General features: G+C 39.7%; 19 protein-coding genes. 9 read left to right on the forward strand and 10 right to left on the reverse strand.

What is annotated here, in order from left to right; all coding sequences use genetic code 11:
* Positions 1 to 27: 27 nt before the first annotated feature.
* From AC0UA9_RS10895 to rppH, 3 genes are all read right to left on the reverse strand, one after another.
* Positions 28 to 819 (reverse strand): sulfite exporter TauE/SafE family protein, encoded by a 792-nt coding sequence (locus AC0UA9_RS10895; protein ID WP_475659956.1) that lies wholly within the window; start codon positions 817 to 819, stop codon positions 28 to 30.
* Entirely contained in the window at positions 819 to 3,137 is a 2,319-nt protein-coding gene (gene ptsP, locus AC0UA9_RS10900) for a phosphoenolpyruvate--protein phosphotransferase (RefSeq protein ID WP_475659960.1), read from the reverse strand. The genes AC0UA9_RS10895 and ptsP overlap by 1 nt, the downstream gene beginning before the upstream one ends.
* 83 nt (positions 3,138 to 3,220) lie before the next feature.
* Positions 3,221 to 3,733: an RNA pyrophosphohydrolase gene (rppH, locus tag AC0UA9_RS10905; protein ID WP_475659964.1), complete on the reverse strand. Its 513-nt coding sequence runs from the start codon at positions 3,731 to 3,733 to the stop codon at positions 3,221 to 3,223.
* Between the two features lie 139 nt (positions 3,734 to 3,872).
* On the opposite strand from rppH, the gene mutH reads away from it, so the two are divergent.
* Entirely contained in the window at positions 3,873 to 4,559 is a 687-nt protein-coding gene (mutH, locus tag AC0UA9_RS10910) for a DNA mismatch repair endonuclease MutH (protein ID WP_475659968.1), read from the forward strand.
* 198 nt (positions 4,560 to 4,757) lie between these two features.
* Here the strand turns inward: mutH and AC0UA9_RS10915 are convergent, their stop codons facing one another.
* Together AC0UA9_RS10915 and AC0UA9_RS10920 are read right to left on the reverse strand one after the other, a co-directional pair.
* Positions 4,758 to 5,642 carry a D-hexose-6-phosphate mutarotase gene (locus tag AC0UA9_RS10915; RefSeq protein ID WP_475659972.1) on the reverse strand — a complete coding sequence of 295 codons (885 nt, stop codon included), beginning with the start codon at positions 5,640 to 5,642 and terminating at the stop codon, positions 4,758 to 4,760.
* A gap of 218 nt (positions 5,643 to 5,860) precedes the next feature.
* A complete protein-coding gene (locus tag AC0UA9_RS10920; RefSeq protein ID WP_475659976.1) occupies positions 5,861 to 6,703 on the reverse strand; it encodes an HDOD domain-containing protein in 843 nt (280 codons plus the stop codon).
* 297 nt (positions 6,704 to 7,000) lie between these two features.
* Between AC0UA9_RS10920 and trhP the strand changes: the two genes are divergently transcribed.
* The 3 genes from trhP (at position 7,001) to AC0UA9_RS10935 (ending at position 9,057) form a co-directional block, all read left to right on the forward strand.
* The gene (gene trhP / locus AC0UA9_RS10925) at positions 7,001 to 8,413 is read left to right on the forward strand and encodes a prephenate-dependent tRNA uridine(34) hydroxylase TrhP (RefSeq protein ID WP_475659981.1); all 1,413 of its coding nucleotides are present in this window, start codon (positions 7,001 to 7,003) and stop codon (positions 8,411 to 8,413) included.
* 10 nt (positions 8,414 to 8,423) lie between these two features.
* Positions 8,424 to 8,669 (forward strand): YfhL family 4Fe-4S dicluster ferredoxin, encoded by a 246-nt coding sequence (locus AC0UA9_RS10930; RefSeq protein ID WP_475659984.1) that lies wholly within the window; start codon positions 8,424 to 8,426, stop codon positions 8,667 to 8,669.
* A gap of 61 nt (positions 8,670 to 8,730) precedes the next feature.
* Positions 8,731 to 9,057 carry a GIY-YIG nuclease family protein gene (locus AC0UA9_RS10935; protein WP_475659989.1) on the forward strand — a complete coding sequence of 109 codons (327 nt, stop codon included), beginning with the start codon at positions 8,731 to 8,733 and terminating at the stop codon, positions 9,055 to 9,057.
* On the opposite strand, the gene hemH is transcribed toward AC0UA9_RS10935, so the two are convergent.
* The 5 genes from hemH to AC0UA9_RS10960 form a co-directional block, all read right to left on the reverse strand.
* Positions 9,058 to 10,128, reverse strand: coding sequence for a ferrochelatase (hemH, locus tag AC0UA9_RS10940; protein WP_475659992.1), 1,071 nt, complete (start codon positions 10,126 to 10,128; stop codon positions 9,058 to 9,060). It abuts the gene before it with no gap.
* 196 nt (positions 10,129 to 10,324) lie between these two features.
* Positions 10,325 to 11,590: a c-type cytochrome biogenesis protein CcmI gene (ccmI, locus tag AC0UA9_RS10945; RefSeq protein ID WP_475659993.1), complete on the reverse strand. Its 1,266-nt coding sequence runs from the start codon at positions 11,588 to 11,590 to the stop codon at positions 10,325 to 10,327.
* A 9-nt stretch (positions 11,591 to 11,599) separates the two neighbouring features.
* Positions 11,600 to 12,151, reverse strand: a complete 552-nt coding sequence (locus AC0UA9_RS10950; protein WP_475659994.1) for a cytochrome c-type biogenesis protein — start codon at positions 12,149 to 12,151, stop codon at positions 11,600 to 11,602.
* Between the two features lie 2 nt (positions 12,152 to 12,153).
* Positions 12,154 to 12,702 carry a DsbE family thiol:disulfide interchange protein gene (locus tag AC0UA9_RS10955; RefSeq protein ID WP_475659996.1) on the reverse strand — a complete coding sequence of 183 codons (549 nt, stop codon included), beginning with the start codon at positions 12,700 to 12,702 and terminating at the stop codon, positions 12,154 to 12,156.
* Positions 12,695 to 14,695 carry a heme lyase CcmF/NrfE family subunit gene (locus tag AC0UA9_RS10960; protein ID WP_475659997.1) on the reverse strand — a complete coding sequence of 667 codons (2,001 nt, stop codon included), beginning with the start codon at positions 14,693 to 14,695 and terminating at the stop codon, positions 12,695 to 12,697. Before AC0UA9_RS10960 ends, AC0UA9_RS10955 begins: the two co-directional genes overlap by 8 nt.
* Positions 14,696 to 15,097: 402 nt before the next feature.
* Here AC0UA9_RS10960 and ccmA point away from each other — a divergent pair, with 402 nt between their 5' ends.
* The 5 genes from ccmA (at position 15,098) to ccmE (ending at position 18,252) form a co-directional block, all read left to right on the forward strand.
* Complete coding sequence (gene ccmA, locus AC0UA9_RS10965; RefSeq protein WP_475660000.1) at positions 15,098 to 15,763, forward strand: cytochrome c biogenesis heme-transporting ATPase CcmA; 666 nt, start codon at positions 15,098 to 15,100, stop codon at positions 15,761 to 15,763.
* Between the two features lie 171 nt (positions 15,764 to 15,934).
* On the forward strand, positions 15,935 to 16,624 hold the full coding sequence (gene ccmB / locus AC0UA9_RS10970; protein ID WP_475660002.1) for a heme exporter protein CcmB: 690 nt from the start codon (positions 15,935 to 15,937) through the stop codon (positions 16,622 to 16,624).
* A 103-nt stretch (positions 16,625 to 16,727) separates the two neighbouring features.
* Positions 16,728 to 17,495, forward strand: coding sequence for a heme ABC transporter permease (locus AC0UA9_RS10975; protein ID WP_475660004.1), 768 nt, complete (start codon positions 16,728 to 16,730; stop codon positions 17,493 to 17,495).
* Positions 17,495 to 17,731, forward strand: coding sequence for a heme exporter protein CcmD (gene ccmD / locus AC0UA9_RS10980; protein ID WP_475660005.1), 237 nt, complete (start codon positions 17,495 to 17,497; stop codon positions 17,729 to 17,731). Before AC0UA9_RS10975 ends, ccmD begins: the two co-directional genes overlap by 1 nt.
* Positions 17,728 to 18,252: a cytochrome c maturation protein CcmE gene (gene ccmE / locus AC0UA9_RS10985; protein WP_475660007.1), complete on the forward strand. Its 525-nt coding sequence runs from the start codon at positions 17,728 to 17,730 to the stop codon at positions 18,250 to 18,252. The genes ccmD and ccmE overlap by 4 nt, the downstream gene beginning before the upstream one ends.
* The last annotated feature ends 62 nt before the right edge of the window (positions 18,253 to 18,314 follow it).

The following is an 18,314-nucleotide window of genomic DNA, read 5'->3' on the forward strand; positions in this document are numbered from 1 at the left end:
TTCGCTTAAGCTAGGTGCGAAGAGAAGTTAAGTAAGCATCATTCTTATCGCGATCACAATAAGAAAGACGGCAAAGAATTTTTTTAGTGTTTGTACTGGCAGCTTAGCGGCACATTTTACGCCAATAGGCGCAAATAATGAAGAGGTCAGTACTATTCCTAGTAATGCCGGTAAGTACACATAACCCAGGCTCCATAGTGGTAATAATTCGTTATCAAGCCCTGAAATAACATAACCTAATGAGCCAAATAGCGCTACCATAACACCACATACAGTGGCAATACCAATACAATGGCGTAGTGGCATGCCAAAATAAGTTAACGTGGGCACCAAAATAGCGCCCCCGGCCATGCCCATTAAACTGGCAACGACACCAGTAAGTAAACCAATAAATTGTAACTTTATCTTTGACGGCATCGTTTTATAACGCTGCAAACGTATCGAGAGCAACATGTAAGAAGCCAAGATAATAACTGCAAAAGCAAAGAAGGTGGTTAAGGCTTGCGCTGACAAAAGATCAGCAATGTAAGCGCCTAACAATGCGCCAAAGGCAACAATAAACATGAGTGGTTTAGTCAGGTGCCAAGGAATATTTCTATTTTTATGGTGGGCCAAGGTTGCACTGGTTGAGGTAATCACAATAGTCGCAAGTGAAGTCGCCAATGCCATTGGCATGACAACCTCACTACTAACGCCCAACTGAGGTAATAAATAGGCTAAAGCTGGCACAACAATTAACCCGCCACCAATACCAAGTAAGCCAGCTAAAAAGCCTGTAAAAGCGCCAAGCAATAGACAGTTAAGGAAAATTAACAGCATTATATGCCTGCACGAACAAAACCGCCCAACCCTAGTTGTTCAAGTTGCTCGTTTAGGTAAGTGTGTACTTGCTTAGCCGTGGTAAGCTGTAAAGTATGCGACAAAATACTTTTTGCTTGGGTAAATTCTATATGGCGAATTATCCATTTTATCCTCGCAATATTGTGGCCGTTCATGCTCAGTTTATCAAAGCCCATGGCCAGCAGTAACAACGCGCCGGCAGGTTCGCCCGCTAACTCTCCACATAAACTTAATGTTACAGCGTACTGGGCAGATTCTGCTGCAATGGCATTTAATGCCCTTAAAACTGCAGGGTGGTAAGCATCATGTAGGTTAGCAACTTGCGTATTGTTACGATCGACTGCGAGCAAATATTGTGTTAAATCATTACTACCAACAGAGAAAAAATCAACTCGTTGAGCTAACTCTTTTAATTGAAAAATAACAGAGGGAACTTCGAGCATAATCCCTATTTTGGGGCGCACTAGTGCTGTAGTTACCTCTTTACTTTGCCCTGTACGCTTGGCTTCATTTTTTAGTTCGCTTTCTGTTTCACTTTTTACCTCAAAGTAGGCTTGGTTAATTAAGCAAATAGCTTCGTCAACCTCAGTAACATTGGAAATCATCGGTAGCATAATTGCTAAATTGTTATTGTGATAGCTGGCACGAATCATTGCGCGTACTTGTACAAGAAATATTTCAGGATGATCCAAGGTAATGCGTATTCCGCGCCAGCCTAAGAAAGGATTATCTTCAGTTATCGGGAAATAAGGTAAAGATTTATCTCCCCCTATATCTAAGGTACGCATGGTCACAATTTTAGGCGAAAATTCATGTAAAACAGCTTGGTATAGCTTGGTTTGCTCTTGCTCCGAAGGGAAGTAATCTCGATCCATAAATGGAATTTCGGTGCGATATAAGCCAACACTTAAATCGGTTAAATTTTCAGTACACTTAAAACCGGCAGACAAACCAGCATTAAGCTGTAACTCTATGGTATGGCCATCTAGCGTGATTGTGGGTAAATGAACCGCCTGCTGAATTTTATCGGTTAATTCACTTTCTTGGGCAATAAAATGATGATATTCACGTATTAGCGCAGCGTCTGGGTTAATAAAGAGCTCACCACTGTAACCATCAACAATCGCTTGTTGTTGATCAAACTGCGCAATTGGAATATTGGGTATGCCCATGATGGCAGGTAGCTCTAAAGCATGCGCTAAGATAGCTGCGTGTGAATTAGCTGAGCCTGACAATGAAACAATACCTTTCAAACCTTTGTGTTGGTATTCAGCCAACATAGAAGCAGTAACATCTTCAGCGAGCAGAATAAAGGTTTTAGGCGGCACTATTTTTTCTGTTTGTTGTTCTTGTAAATGAAGTAATAACCGATTACCTAAATCACGAATATCTGAAGCTCGCTCTTTTAAGTAACTGTCATCGATAACTTCAAACTGACTTACATAATGCTCAATAATCAGTTTTAGTGCGCTTTCTGCCTGCCAACCTGCTTTTATTTTTTTTATGATTTCTTGACGAATATCCGCTTGCTCTAACAACTGTATGTACACGTCAAAAATCGCTAGGTTATCATCGGTAATAATACCACTGAGCTTTTGGCTTAATTGTTCAAAATCAGCCTTGGTTTTATTTACTGCTTGTGTAAACCGCTCTACTTGCTGCGCCTGCTGATTCGGAGTAATTCTTTGGAGGGCTTGTGTGGCAAGGTCTATTTTAGGCTGGTAAACCACTATTTGACTTAAAGCAACACCCGGTGCTCCTGCAATCCCCAATAGTTGCTTTACTGTTTTACTTTTTTCTTTCTGTGTAAATAAATTTTTCACTTCCGCATTCGCTAGTGCTTTAGCCAATTGTGCGGCGAGAGTAACTAAAAAAGCCTCGTCATTTTCAGTGAAGTTTCTTGCTTGCTTTTGCTGAATAGAAATAACACCCAACACCTTGCGTTGGTGAATTATAGGGGTACCTAAGAAGGCATTAAAATTATCCTCTTCCACTTCAGGTGCATGTTTAAAATGTTGATGCTCGCGTGCATTAGCAATATTTAACGGCTCTTCACGTTGGCCAACTAAGCCCACTAACCCTTCTGAAAACCCTACTGCGGTTTGACCAAATGATTTTTTTGCTAGCCCGTCGGAAGCCATTAAGAGGAAGTGCTGCTGGTTATAATCAGCTAAATAAACCGAACAGCAATCAGTATTGAGTGAATTTTTGATTTGGCTAACCATACGCGCTAATGCAATTTGCAAATGCGCTTCTTGCTTAAACTCAAGCAATATATAGTTTAGCGTAGTTAACATAACGTCCTAATTAAATAAAAAAGCCCACATAAGTAGGCTTTTAATAAATACCAAATTGGTATGCATCATAGTAATAATTTAGCTTAACGCTTACGTCGTCTATCTGGGCGTTTTTCATAAGAAAAAGACAGAGCCTGTGCAGCAAACTCTTTCATCACCTTGCGATAAACATCACGCTTAAATGACACAACTTGTCGCACCGGATACCAGTAACTCACCCAGCGCCAATCATCAAATTCAGGATGAGTGCTATGAAGTAAATTAACTGCTGATTCAGGTGCCGTGAGTTTTAATAAAAACCACTTTTGTTTTTGCCCTATACAAACAGGTTTACTGTCGTGTCTTATATAACGTTTCGGTAATTTATACTTTAGCCAATGTTTAGTTGAAGCAACAATTTTTACATGTTCTGGCTTTAAACCTACTTCTTCATGTAACTCTCGATACATGGTTTGCTCAGCAGTTTCCTCACCATCAACACCACCTTGCGGGTATTGCCATGAATGCTGACCAAATCTTCTTGCCCAAAATACTTGCCCCCTGCCATTAATTATTACTATGCCGACGTTGGCTCGGTAGCCTTCGGCATCGATCACAGGAACTCCTGAAAAAACTAAAAAAATTCTTGTATAGATTCAACCATAATAACGACTCTTGAGCAAATGATTACTTTGATTTTTTTAACAAATAACCAGATAATGGCTGTTATATTGGTGCTTCAAAATTTAAGGTCAAATGAAAATTCCCGCTTGTGAACAAGAATTACTTGAAAGAGTACGTAGCTTGGCTGGCTTAACCCTTGCTGAAGTCGCCAATGAGGCGAACATTAAAATGCCCGTAGATTTAAAGCGCAACAAAGGCTGGGTAGGCTTATTACTTGAGCATGTGCTAGGAGCCACGGCTAGCTCTCGGCCTGAGCCTGACTTTCCAACGCTGGGCATTGAACTTAAAACGCTGCCCATCAACAGCCAAGGAAAACCCCTTGAAACCACGTTTGTTTGTGTCGCACCATTAACCGGCCTAGTAGGCATTAACTGGCAAAACTGCTGGTTAAAGCAAAAGCTAACTAAGGTCCTCTGGGTACCTATTATTTGCGAGACTCCAACAGAAAAAAAAGTGCCTTTATCAATGCGTAGAATTGGCAGCGCTTTTCTGTGGTCACCTTCAGCAGAAGAAGAGCAGTTACTCGCCATGGACTGGCAAGAATTAACCGACATGATTGTGTTAGGTGAGGTAGAGAAAATTCAGGGTAAACATGGCCAAGTGCTGCAACTTAGGCCAAAGGCCGCCAATGCCCAAGCGAAAACACAAGCCTTCGACAAACACGGTAAACCCTTTATGACCTTACCGCGTGGTTTTTATTTGAAAATTCCTTTTACTCAAGCATTGCTGAGTAAACACTTGCACATTAATTCACTGTAAAGGTTAACAAAGATAACCGCGTTATGTCGTGAGTTATTGTGACTCACTTTTCATTTGGGTACGGTCCAATGATGAGTCACGAAGAACACTGAGCAAATTTTGTGTTAATGGTGAGCCTATTACCTCTAAGTTTAACGATGAAGTCAAGAAAAGTAGCGGCTTGAGCAGATATATTACACCGAGCTCATCCCTGATGACTTAACAGTCACTTGCCCTAAATACGGCTACTTCTTGCGCTATGGTTGCTGTTTTCCCTGCAGGGAGTAATTGCATTTCAGTATTGGCTGTTTCTAAACAGACAAACTCTTGTTCACCCTGTTGATGGATATCAGCCATATGCTTTGCCGTTTCTACCCCTGGATTCCAGAAAACCCATTGCTTAGCATTCACTGATTGAATTTCTATCGTGCGCTTCCATTGGTTATCAATGAGTTTAACCCTATTGTTGCTCTGGTAAATACGATCGATTGGCCCAACAGCATTGTCAATTTTTTGTGGCTGAACTAATTGCTCAGTAGTTTTGTCGTAAAAACTTGCCTGTTCAAGCCCTGTTATGTTTATTGCTTGAGGCGAGCTAACTGCGAAATAACTGTGTAATGCCCCCGTATAATAAGCATCGGTCTCACTTAAGTTACTCATATGTAATATTTGTTTAAAGGATTGACCAAAAAACAATATTTGTTTCAAGCGACAAGAAAAAGGCCATAAGTCAGCCATATGCTCCCCTTGCCAACATAAACTCACTTGCACCCCCTGTTCACTGATCTCTATGTCATCAACTTGCCATTGCTGTTCGCGAGCAAAACCATGATTACCTGCTGTTTTATCATGATCATCAGGGTGGGCACCAAACCATGGCCAACACAAAGGTATTCCACCACGAATCGCTTTCCCTTGTTTAAAAGCAGCCGCTTTTGACAGCCAAAAAACTTCTTTTTCATCTTCTGGCTGCCAACTTAACACTTGCCCACCATATAAACTTATTTTTGCTTTCACGGATAAGTGTTCAATTTCTAGTGCAAAGAAATCTGGAGCGAGTTTTACTTGATTTACCTGACCAAATGCATTTTTAGCTAATAACACGGCTTGTATACCCTATAATTTAACAATATTTTGTAATAACGACTCGATGTGAAAGCGATTCTAAAAAAATAAACCACTGTTTGAAAGCTTAAAAGCTTTCATCTGTACTATAAAGTAGCATACTTTAACTGGTTAATGCTTAGACCAATAAATTTGATAAACTCCTGTCGCTAAACGGCTAAATAACCACACAATGCGTTCTTTTATACACATTGATATTAAATAAACATGGCCCTCGTTGTAGCACATCTTAGCTTAAAATCGTCAGACTCCATAAAATTGATACTTGGTAAGATTCCCTTGCCTGTATAGCTCTTTAATAAAGCTTCTTGCGTGGCCATATTTTTAAACACTTGATGATAAACTGCTCCCGCCCGAATAAAATCAAGGTAATGTACAGTTTTTGGCCGCAGTGTTAAATCAGCCCAACACTCTGTGATTTGTATCAACTCTTCTGAAAACCCCCAATGACGGGTGATTGTCCCGCCTATTTTACCTGACATTTTAGCAATTGCTTGTTGTAGAAATATTGGTTTGGCAAAAGTAGAAGGATGCTGCTCTGCCTCAGTTAAAATTGGAAGTTCACCAATATTATGGACTACAGCGGCTAAGGTGAGTGTATTTATATTTAATTCTGTTTGTTTATTTTTTTCGAGATACAAGCTCATTAAGCTAACCGCTACCGTTGCGACATCAATGGTTTTATTCCAGGATTTTTTCATATACCTAGCCACAACGTCATTTTTAGAGACATACACTTGTGCTATCGCCATTGCTGTTGCAATACTTTTAATTTGACGCAACCCTATGCGAGTGACCGCTTGAGAGACGGTTTCCACCTTAACAGCTCTGCCTAACAAAGGGCTATTTGCTACTTTTATTAACCCTAAAGACAGGGCGGGATCATGGCCAATAATATCGCTCATGTTATTTAAACTTATCTCTGAATCATTGGCTGCTTGTCTCACTTGTAAAGCAACTTCTGGTAATGTCGGTAGCACTAAGGCATTTTGTTTAATTTTTTCGGTTAAAATCGTATATAAGGCATTTTCAGCACTCATTAGAGTTCTCTTTATGGTTTATTGTTTATCGTTATAAAGTGAAAAAGCGACTATTAACATCAAGCTACTTTACTAATGTTTCAATATTATACGCTAGCTTTTACACGAGACTATACGCTATTTATACTATTCTGGTATTTTGTCGGCAAAGTTAACACAACGCAATTGGTAAACCCTTTAAAAATTCGCCTATCCTTTGTTCTAGAACATATTTTGCGTTGTTTTAAATTGCCCGTAATAATACTATTTTTTATAATAGCCCCAATATTATTCCCTGATAAACCCAATTAAATTGCCATGCTAAAACCTGAATTACTTTCCCCTGCGGGTAGCTTAAAAAACATGCGTTACGCCTTTGCCTACGGCGCTGATGCTGTTTATGCTGGACAACCGCGCTATTCTCTACGAGTACGTAACAATGAGTTTTCTCTAGCGAACATAAAAATAGGCATAGATGAAGCCCATGCTTTAGGGAAAAAGTTCTATTTAGTGAATAATATTGCGCCCCATAACGGTAAGTTAAAAACTTTTCTTAATGATATTGCTCCCATTATTGCGATGAAACCAGACGCCCTTATTATGTCTGATCCTGGCTTAATTATGATGGTACGCGAAAACTTTCCTGACATGGCTATTCACTTGTCAGTACAAGCGAACGCGGTAAATTGGGCCACGGTAAAGTTCTGGCATCAACAAGGGGTAGAGCGAGTAATTTTATCGCGCGAATTATCTCTTGATGAAATTGAAGATATACGATTACATTGCCCAGAAATAGAGCTTGAAGTGTTTGTTCATGGCGCTTTATGCATGGCATACTCTGGCCGTTGTTTATTATCAGGCTATATAAATAAGCGCGATCCAAACCAAGGTACTTGTACCAATTCCTGCCGCTGGAAGTACGACACACATAGTGCAAAAGAAACCGAAACAGGTGATATTATTGCTGTTAACCCTGCTAGTACAGCAGAAATATACACACCTGACAACACCATAATGACCTTACCTTCAAAGCAAGCAATAAACCAACCCATTGACGAGGTTGTATTATTACAAGAACAAGGTCGCCCTGGTGAATATATGCCAGCATTTGAAGATGAGCATGGTACTTATATCATGAACTCGAAAGACTTACGCGCGGTTGAGCATGTTGAACGGTTAACAAAGATAGGCGTTCATTCTTTAAAAATTGAAGGGCGAACAAAATCTTTTTATTATTGCGCGCGAACAGCCCAAGTTTATAGACAAGCTATTAATGATGCGGTCTCTGGTGTTGCTTTTAATCCTAAATTAAATAGTGACTTAGCGCATTTAGCACACCGTGGTTATACCGAAGGCTTTTTAAAGCGTCATCGCCCGTCTGACACACAGAATTATGATTATGGCTACTCAAAAAGTGATACGCAGCAATTTGTTGGCGAAGTATTAGGAAGAAATAAAGCAACTGGCTTAATTGAGATTGACGTTAAAAACAAATTTCTTATTGGTGATGAGCTAGAATTAATGACGCCAAACGGTAATTTATCTTTCACCTTAACTAAAATGGTGCACAGTGATAGCGGCAAAGAGATAATTGATGCCAAAGGCTCTGGTCATAAGGTGGCAATTCAACTAAATACTGACATAGACTTAACCTTTGGCATTTTAATGCGTTACTTAAGCAATGGTGATACCACGAGAAACCCCTTTAGCCAGCAGCAAGCTGGTCAATAGGTAATTTGTGATGGCTTTATTGATTGAAGACACTTGCATAAATTGTGATATGTGCGATCCTGAATGTCCAAACGAGGCAATTAGCTTGGGTGAAGCTATTTATGAAATAGACGCAGACAAGTGTACTGAGTGCATTGGCCATTACGATCACCCCACATGCGTTAGCGTTTGCCCAATTGATTGCATTAAACCTGATGCTAACCGTGTGGAAAGTGAAGCAAGCTTACTGGCTAAGTTTTTAAAAATGCACGGTTGAATTTACTTAACTTGGTTTCAAGTGACTGGCAAAAAACACTTATTGGAGGGCCATTCTTAAGATGAAAGATTTACCTGTAAAAAGTCAGAGCGCAGCGACAGGGAGTGTTTACGTAATGACCCACTCATTTTTCTCAGACGTGGTGAGAATTGGCTGCACACCAGAAGATATAACTGAATACACTCAGTCGTTATCTGCAAAAACCCCAGGAAAGTATACCCTTATTTTTTCGCTGCCCTGCGCAAACCCTTGCCAAGTGAAAAAACGTATTCAAACCTATTTAAACGCACATAAATACGTAAACGAGTTTTACCAAGTCCCTACAGACATTGCCAAACGTTTATTAACTAGAGAAACGTTAGTCATTCCAACATTGAATACGGTTTAATTAATTAAACGAATCAATCTGAGGTTTTACTAGGTTCACTATAGCTGTTATATGATCATCACGGTCATTTAAGGCTGAAATATAATGGTATGTTTCGCCACCTGCATCCATAAAGACTTCACGGTTTTCACACTCAAGCTCTTCTAATGTTTCCAAGCAGTCTGCACTAAATGCAGGGCTAATAATCGCAATATGTTTATTACCTGCCTTGGCTAATGCCTCAAGGGTTTCATCGGTATAAGGCTGCAACCATTCAGCTTTACCAAAGCGAGATTGAAAGGTCATGATAAAGCTATCATCACTTAACATATTACTCCCTGCTCGGCTGTGCAATTCTTGTCTGAGCAAATCAGTTGTTAACTGACAAAAGTCATAGTAAGGATCACCCCATTGGTAAAATAATGCTGGCATACCATGATAGGATAAGACAAGTTTGTCGGGTTTACCGTGCTCATTTAGGTGTTCCATAACCGTATTCGCCAATGCTTTTATATAGTATTGATTGTTATGATAACTGTTTATAAAGTTAAGGCTAGGGACGTAGCGCCATTTTTGTAGCTCATTACTCACGGCATCAAAAGTGGAAGCGGTAGTAGGCCCAGCATATTGTGGATAAAGCGGTAATACAACGATGTTATTAACACCTTGCTGTTGAAAATTTTGTAACGCTTTTGCGATTGACGGTTCACCATAACGCATTGCAATGTCAACAATCACCTTATCTGAATACTGTTGTGCAAGCTGTGCTGCCACCTTTTGTTTTACAGCTTTGCTAATAACAATAAGCGGAGCCCCCTGCTCGGTCCAAACACTTTGATAAAGCTTGGCAGAATTTTTTGGCCGCAAAGGTAAAATAATACCATATAATATGACCAACCAAATAAGGCGTGGAATTTCTACTACTCTAGGATCAGATAAAAACTCACGTAAGTACTTACGAACTGCTCCCGTCGTTGGTGCTGCAGGAGAGCCTAAGTTAGTGAGTAAAACGCCTGTTTTATTCTCGGTGCTTTTGCCCTTTTGGCTAGGGTTTGTATTGTGATAGTGTTTAGCAGTAAAACGTGACTTCATTATTATTTTTAATATTCTTCTAGTGTCATAAACACCGTTGCAGATAAAACAATGGTGTTTAAATTAAGTAGACTTGTGTCGAGTTCAACTTGAACAATATTCGGTGAACTCAGCCAACAAGTGGCGTAAGCGCCGCGTAGTTTTTTATCTACGTAGCGCTAAAAATTTATGATGATTAAATCATTTAGCTTAACAATTATTCTACTAGACTATCAATAACCAGATTAATTGTTTCTGTTTTATCAACCGGTATATTACGAATTTCAGCTTTATAATCACCCGGTTTTATACCTGCGCCGCCTTGTTTAGAAACAATCGCAAAGATATGCACTTCGTTCGCTGTGCTTAAATTACTTTGAGGCGACATTGCTGTATTGTTGTTTAAGGTTACCGTTTTGGGTAAATCACTGGCCATTAACTTTAAGGCGGCTAACGGCATACGTTGCCCATTAGTGGGGGTAGCATAAACAAACACCACCTTGTCTTCACCTTGTGCTAATTGCTCGGTAATTTCTGCGGTCAAGCTAACATTAACCTTAAGCTGGGGCCCAGACACTGTGTCTGCTAAAGGCTCAGGTGATGACGAACCCAGTCGTTTTTTAGCCTCATTTACCGCTTCTTGCAATGCGTCAATATTAACCCCTTTTCTATTGTCATCAATAACTCTTTGCCAGTACTCAACCGCTTTTGTATAGTCTTGGGCAATAAAGTTGTGCATCCCTAACAAAATATTAATCGATGGTTCTTTATTATCTAACGCTAGCGCTTTATCAATTAATGCTTGTATTTCAGCATCTATTTTTTGGTCATTGCGATAGTAAGCGGCTTGCGCAATGGCACCTAATAAGTCTGCATGCTCACCTTCAATACGGATTACTTGCTCAAATGCAGCAATAGCATAGTCAAATTCCCCTGCCCCGACTAAAGCTTGGCCTAAGTTATACCAAGCTTCACTGTCATCAGGTGTTTTTTCTAAGTGCTGTTGTAGCTCTTGTATATACGCTAGCATTTGCTCTTGTCGCACTTGAGCTGACTGCTGCTCTTGCTGATTTTGCCCCGGATGTGACGCAACAGGGTTGGCGATTAATGCATCTATAGTGCCTTGTTTTAAATACAGTGCCACTGAAAAAACAACAATAAACAAAGATAATGCAATTGGCCATAATACACTAAAGTTTTTCGTGTTCTTTGGTTTAGCATTTTCTGCTTCGGTTGATGCAATATCTTGTAACAAGCTTTTATCTAGCTCTGCTAATAAATACTGATAACTTTCTTCGTCAATCGCGCCATCACTAAAGTCTTTTTCAATTTCAGCTTTATGTTCTTTGTATAAAACAACATTCGTTTCATCACGCAAGTTTTGCTCAGTGGTATTTTTTTTTGCTCTTTTACTAAAAAATGGTAACCAAACAATAAATAAAAGTAAGGTAATAAAAACAAAAATTATTAATGCTATTTCCATAATGGGTAACTACTCTTTTTCTACTTTGGTTGTGTGAGGCTCAGATGTATTAGAATGGTTAGAGACGACCACATCATCATTTGGCTGTAATAACTTTGCTAGCTTTTCTTGTTGTTCACTATCAAGGGCTAAGTTTTCTTTGGTTGCCGGCTTTTTTCTTAAAATGATAACAACAACAATAAGCCCCATTAAAATTAGAAAGGCAGGACCAAACCAAAGCACATAAGTAACACTTGAAACCCTTGGACGATAAAGCACAAACTCACCATAACGCGCCACCATTAAATCAACAATTTCCATGTCTGCTTTGCCGTCAATTAACAAGTTATATAACTCTAATCGCATGGCAGAAGCAACAGTAGAGTTAGAGTCAGCTAAGTTTTGATTTTGACATTTAGGGCAACGTAATTCTTTACTAAGTGCCTGAAAACGTACTTTAGTCACTTCATTTTGAAACTCAAACGTTTCCACTGGGCTGGCATTTGTATTATTGGCCATAAAAACAGCAGCGACTGCTATCACAACAGTAAAAAACATTTTGCTTAAAACGCTATTTAACATATTTATTTGCCTTGTTGCCTTTCTGTAATTAGTTGATTAATTAACGGTTCAAATTCTTTACGCCATACCCGAAGATCTAGTGCACCAGCAAAACGTTTGCGAATAATACCGTGGTGATCAATAACAAAGGTTTCTGGTGCACCAAAAACGCCCAGTTTCACCCCTAATAAACCGTCTTTATCAAAAACTGAAAACTGGTATGGATCTTTATCGTTGCGCAGCCATTGTTGAGCAGGCAATAATTCATCTTTATAATTTATACCATAAAGTTTCACTTGTGGGTTTTTAGAAAGCTCAACTAAGTAAGGATGTTCGTATTTACAAGTTGGGCACCAGGTCGCCCAAACATTAATTAACACGATATCACCGATTAAATCTTTTTTTGTCACGGTTCTATCAAGGTTATTTAGACTTGGTAGGGAAAAATCTGGCATGGGGTTACCCACCAATGCTGATGGCATTTCATTAGGATCTAATGATAGCCCGCGATAAAGTACAACACCAAGTGCAACCACTAATATCAGTGGTAAAAAGCGAATAACTTTATTCATTTATATTGGCTCCGCTAACATTCTTATGACTGAGTTTTTTCCCTGGGTTTTTCACACGATAGCGCTTATCCATCATGGCTAAAATTCCGCCTATGGCCATAAATATTGCCCCTAGCCAGATCCAGCGAACAAAAGGTTTATAATGTACCCGAATTGCCCAGGCACCATCATCAAGGGGATCACCTAACGCAACATATACGTCTCTGAATAAACCACCATCAATACCTGCTTCAGTCATGCCCATTGTTTGTACACGGTATGCACGAAGTTCTGGCTTTAATAAAGCGACAAAGTTGTCATTTTTATAAACCTTAATTTGCCCTTGCTCTGCGCTATAGTTAGGCCCTTCTACATGTTTAATACCATTAAACTCTATTTGATAACCCGATATCTCTACTTTCTCATGTAGGTGCATTTTAATATTGGTTTCTGTCTCATAACTCGACACTATCGTAACACCAACAATAGTAACCGCAATACCCGCATGTGCTACCGTCATCCCCCACTGGCTTAAACTCAGGGTTGCACGCAACTTGTACTGGTTAACTAAGTCTTTAATCACCACTAAAAATACCCATGCTGCTAAGGTCATCCCCATGGCAACTAAGAGATCAAATTCCCCCCCATAAATAACGGGAAATAATAAACCAAAAGCAATGCTGATGACCGATGGTTTAATCAACTGCTTACGCAACTCGCCTTTTTTAGCTTTTTTCCATCGAATTAAAGGACCAATCCCCATAATAATGAATAAAAAGCTCATGATCGGAATAAATACCGCATTAAAGTAAGGAGGGCCTACTGATATTTTGCCATAGCCTAGCGCGTCAACTAACAGCGGATACAAGGTGCCCAATAATACCGTTACCGCGGCAACCACCAAAATAACATTACATAACAGTAAAGCCGTTTCTCGTGAGTAAAGCGCAAAACGGCTAAAGCTAGATACATTACTGGCTCGAAACGCATACAAGGTTAATGAACCACCAACGGTGATGGCTAACAAGACCAAAATAAAGACACCTCGAGAAGGGTCAGCCGCAAAAGAATGCACTGAGGTAATCACACCTGAGCGCACTAAAAACGTTCCTAATAAACTTAAACTAAAAGCAAAGATAGCCAGTAGTACCGTCCAGTTTCTAAAGGTTCCTCGTTTTTCTGTTACTGCTAAAGAGTGAATTAACGCTGTCCCCACTAACCATGGCATAAAGGAAGCATTTTCTACGGGATCCCAAAACCACCAGCCACCCCAACCTAGTTCGTAATACGCCCACCAACTCCCTAACGCTATACCTAACGTTAAGAACATCCAGGCGCCCACTGTCCAAGGACGTGACCAACGTGCCCAAGCTGCATCCATTTTACCAGACATTAATGCTGCTACGGCAAAAGCAAAAGCGACGGCAAAACCAACATAGCCCAAATATAATAACGGCGGGTGAATAATTAAGCCAACATCCTGCAGCAACGGATTTAAATCACGCCCTTCCATTGGTACCATTGGCCAAAGGCGTTCAAAAGGATTTGATGTTAATAACGTAAAAGCGATAAAGCCAACAGAAACCATGCCCATTACAGCAAGCACCCGCGCAATAAACTCTTGCTCTATATTTTTTGAAAATTTTGCAACGGCGACTGTCCACGCGGTTAACGAGAATACCCAGAGCAATAATGAACCTTCATGTCCTCCCCATACTGCGCTGATTTTAAAGTAGTACGGTAGGTGTGTATTTGAGTGGCTCGCAATATATTTAATTGAAAAATCATCAACAACAAAACTGTAACCCAAAATAAATATACTAATAGCGGTAAAAATGAACATGCCAAAGGTGAGCGGTTTCGCATAGCTTATTAATTTATTTTGAGCACTATAGACACCAATCATTGGAATGACACTTAGGCAGATAGAAAATGCAAAAGCGATAACCAAAGCAAGGTGACCTAGCTCAGGTATGAGATTAAGGATCAACTCAGGCAAAAGTTGGGGGTTCATTTATTTCTCCGTATACACATTATTATCTTTATTTGGGCTTATGCAGCAGTTATTCGAACTCAAGTATTATCAATTAGCAGCCAAGTACAGCGCACAGAATAGACTAAAAGCACAATTTGCAGTGCAATACTAGCACACTTTTGGCAAGGAGCTGGCTAAATGGTTGGTACAAATTCACTTGATAATTGTTTCTTAATATTACAATTTTTGTATAAACAATCGCTGCTAATTTTCATTAGGGCTATGGTATGATATCTGGCAAAACGTTAATACGATCTAAATCAAAAATTAACTGACAAACTTCAGTTAAACTTTATTAGAGAAAGTAGAGATAAAACTAGCGTTCACATAGTACTATTTACATCAGCATTAACCCGTTTAACTAAAAGAGATTTTGTTATTTTGTCAGTAAATAACCCAACCTGCAATAACGCGCCTTTACTTAGCGCTACCGGTTTAACTTGTATTCGTGAACAACGTTTATTGTTTGATCAATTAGACCTTGAAATAAACGCTGGTGACATTGTGCAAGTTGAAGGCCCTAACGGCTCAGGTAAAACGAGCTTGTTACGCATTCTAGCAGGGTTATCTCAGCCTTATGAAGGGGCTATTTACTTTAATAAACAATTAGTCAAACACGTACGCGAAGTGTTTCATCAAAATTTACTTTATCTTGGCCACTTACCTGGTGTAAAGGGCGCGATGAGCGCACAAGAAAACTTACACTTTACCCTTGCACTTCATGGCTTACATGATCCTGTAGGTTTGGTAAATGAAACATTAAGTAAGGTAAACCTAACCGGTTTTGAAGACAGCCTAGCCTCGCATTTAAGTGCTGGCCAGCACAGGCGTATTGCATTAGCACGCTTGTATCAGTCAACAGCCCGCATTTGGATTTTAGACGAACCCTTTACCGCAATAGACAAGCAAGGCGTATACGATTTAGAGCAGTTATTTAAAGCGCATACAAGTCAAGGGGGGTGTATTGTTTTGACGACTCATCAAGATTTACTTACCTTTGAGCCAAAACGAATAAAAAAAGTGACATTAGAGTATTTACTTGACTGAGTGCTTTAGTTGAATAGTAAGCGACTGAGTGAATACTAAAACTATCATCAGTTAGCTAAGTAGTTAACCGTGAGATAATGAATAATTTGAGTTAATGAGTAATGGATAATAACAACAATATAAACTTAGGTTTTTGCTTAGCGCCAGCCTTAAACACAAATAGAGTACTGTATGGCCCACGCTAATCTGTCTTATCGCGCTGTTTTTTCATTAGTGTTAAAACGTGATTTAACCATTGCTATGCGCCACAAAGACGACATTATTAATCCGCTTTTGTTTTTTGTTATTGTCATCACACTGTTTCCATTAGGTATAGGCCCTGAAGCACAAACGTTAAGCCGCATTGCTCCTGGTATTATTTGGGTCGCCGCATTGCTGTCAACATTATTATCGCTTGATCGGCTATTTAAGTCTGACCATGATGATGGTTCACTCGAGCAAATGTTGTTAAGCCCGCACCCTGTGTTTATATTAGTACTCGCAAAAATTATCGCCCATTGGTTAATTACTGGCTTACCGCTGATTTTAATTGCACCACTGCTTGCTGTACTGTTGCATTTAAATGAACTGAGTTACGGTGCCTTAATGCTAACACTCTTACTGGGCACACCCGTGTTAAGTTTACTTGGTGCTATTGGTGTTGCGTTAACTGTGGGTATTAAAAAAGGAGGGGTGTTGTTAAGTTTATTAGTATTGCCGTTATATATTCCCGTTTTAATCTTTGCCACTAGCGCTATAGATACTGCCGCGCTTGGTTTACCTTATAGTGGACAACTTGCTATAATTGCGGCACTCTTTTTTGGCTCGTTAACATTGGCGCCCTTTGCGGTTGCTGCTGCTTTAAAAGTAAGTACTAATTAACATGAGACTTTATCCGTGAGCAGAGCGCCTGACTCAAGTTCACTGTCGTTGCTTATTACAAGCAAGTAAATACTTTAACGTTTAATTATGAAGAGCATAATTTATGTGGAAATGGTTACACCCTTACGCTAACCCAGAAGTTAGTTATCATTTAACAGGAAGGCTTATTCCTTGGTTTAGTGCTTTAACAGCCTTGTTTTTATCTATTGGTTTAGTTTGGGCCCTGGCCTTCGCACCGGCCGACTATCAACAAGGTGATAGCTTTCGTATATTCTATATACATGTACCTGCCGCATCTTTGTCAATGGGTATATACTTGGGGATGGCCATTGCAGCCTTTACTTCTTTGGTATGGCAATTTAAGTTAGCCGATGCCTCTGCTGCTGCCATGGCACCGATAGGTGCTGTTTTTACCGCTATTGCTTTAATCACTGGCTCGGCATGGGGTAAACCTATGTGGGGCACTTGGTGGATATGGGATGCAAGATTAACGTCTGAACTTATTTTATTATTTTTATATTTAGGTGTTATGGCGCTGCATAATGCATTTGAAGACAAAGCATTAGCGGGTAAAGCCGCTGGGATTTTAACCTTGGTTGGTGTGGTTAATTTACCCATAATTAAATATTCCGTAGAGTGGTGGAACACTTTACACCAAGGTTCTACCGTGAGCCAACTTGGTAAGCCATCGATGTCGGTTGAAATGCTTTGGCCTTTTGTCTTTTGTTTTCTTGGGTTTGCCCTATTGGTAAGCACCATCGTTTGTATTCGCTTTAGGAGCGAAATTTTACTACGTAACAGTATTCGCCCTTGGGTTAAAGCCTTAGCCTTAGCGCAGTTTCCTTTAGATAAAGCCAAGGAGAACAAATAATGCAGTTTGACAGTTTTAGCGCTTTTTTAAATATGGGTGGCTACGGTTTTTACGTTTGGCTGTCTTTTGGTGTGTCAACAGCACTGCTATTAATCATTCTTTTTAGCTCCATTTACACACACAAACAAGTGATTAAAAATATTGCGCTTCACCACCAAAGAGATAATAAATTACGTCAACTGCGTCAGCAGCGAAATACCACTAAAACAGAGAATATTAAAGAGGTTATACAATGAACCCCCGCCGTAAAAAACGTTTAACTATCGTTGCTTCAATATTAATAGGGATTGCTGTTGTTGCAGGCTTTGTGCTTTATGCTTTAAGCCAAAACATTGATTTATTCTATACCCCTTCTGAGATCACGCAAGGTAAAGAAAAAACAGGTGTAAAACCTGCTGTTGGTCAACGGATCAGAATAGGTGGGTTAGTGGTTCCCGGTTCGGTGAAGCGTGATGCTGACAGTTTAAAAGTTAGTTTCAGCCTATCTGACATGAAAATGCCAATTACGTTTGATGAAAACGACCCAATGATCACCGTTTATTACGAAGGTATTTTGCCTGATCTATTTCGTGAGGCACAAGGCATAGTTGCCAACGGCACCTTAGCACAAGACAGCTCTGGTCATCTTCATATCAATGCAAGTGAGGTATTAGCCAAGCATGATGAAAACTATATGCCTGCTGAACTTGCCGACGCTGCTGGTAAAAACTATAAAAAATTAGAATACAGTGAACAACAACTAAAAACGACTGATTAATAACTTAACCTAGTCGTTTGGCTTAGCTTGTTCAAAAAAAAAGCTATGAAGAAATTCATAGC

The sequence above is a fragment of the Colwellia sp. F1 genome (assembly GCF_056238625.1).

What these genes read in the sequence shown, in the direction of transcription:
- AC0UA9_RS10895 (WP_475659956.1), bottom strand. Translation starts at nt 819, where the DNA reads ATGCTGTTAATTTTCCTTAACTGTCTATTGCTTGGCGCTTTTACAGGC.
- ptsP (WP_475659960.1), bottom strand. Translation starts at nt 3,137, where the DNA reads ATGTTAACTACGCTAAACTATATATTGCTTGAGTTTAAGCAAGAAGCG.
- mutH (WP_475659968.1), top strand. Translation starts at nt 3,873, where the DNA reads ATGAAAATTCCCGCTTGTGAACAAGAATTACTTGAAAGAGTACGTAGC.
- AC0UA9_RS10920 (WP_475659976.1), bottom strand. Translation starts at nt 6,703, where the DNA reads ATGAGTGCTGAAAATGCCTTATATACGATTTTAACCGAAAAAATTAAA.
- trhP (WP_475659981.1), top strand. Translation starts at nt 7,001, where the DNA reads ATGCTAAAACCTGAATTACTTTCCCCTGCGGGTAGCTTAAAAAACATG.
- AC0UA9_RS10930 (WP_475659984.1), top strand. Translation starts at nt 8,424, where the DNA reads ATGGCTTTATTGATTGAAGACACTTGCATAAATTGTGATATGTGCGAT.
- AC0UA9_RS10935 (WP_475659989.1), top strand. Translation starts at nt 8,731, where the DNA reads ATGAAAGATTTACCTGTAAAAAGTCAGAGCGCAGCGACAGGGAGTGTT.
- hemH (WP_475659992.1), bottom strand. Translation starts at nt 10,128, where the DNA reads ATGAAGTCACGTTTTACTGCTAAACACTATCACAATACAAACCCTAGC.
- ccmI (WP_475659993.1), bottom strand. Translation starts at nt 11,590, where the DNA reads ATGGAAATAGCATTAATAATTTTTGTTTTTATTACCTTACTTTTATTT.
- AC0UA9_RS10950 (WP_475659994.1), bottom strand. Translation starts at nt 12,151, where the DNA reads ATGTTAAATAGCGTTTTAAGCAAAATGTTTTTTACTGTTGTGATAGCA.
- AC0UA9_RS10955 (WP_475659996.1), bottom strand. Translation starts at nt 12,702, where the DNA reads ATGAATAAAGTTATTCGCTTTTTACCACTGATATTAGTGGTTGCACTT.
- AC0UA9_RS10960 (WP_475659997.1), bottom strand. Translation starts at nt 14,695, where the DNA reads ATGAACCCCCAACTTTTGCCTGAGTTGATCCTTAATCTCATACCTGAG.
- ccmB (WP_475660002.1), top strand. Translation starts at nt 15,935, where the DNA reads ATGGCCCACGCTAATCTGTCTTATCGCGCTGTTTTTTCATTAGTGTTA.
- AC0UA9_RS10975 (WP_475660004.1), top strand. Translation starts at nt 16,728, where the DNA reads ATGTGGAAATGGTTACACCCTTACGCTAACCCAGAAGTTAGTTATCAT.
- ccmD (WP_475660005.1), top strand. Translation starts at nt 17,495, where the DNA reads ATGCAGTTTGACAGTTTTAGCGCTTTTTTAAATATGGGTGGCTACGGT.
- ccmE (WP_475660007.1), top strand. Translation starts at nt 17,728, where the DNA reads ATGAACCCCCGCCGTAAAAAACGTTTAACTATCGTTGCTTCAATATTA.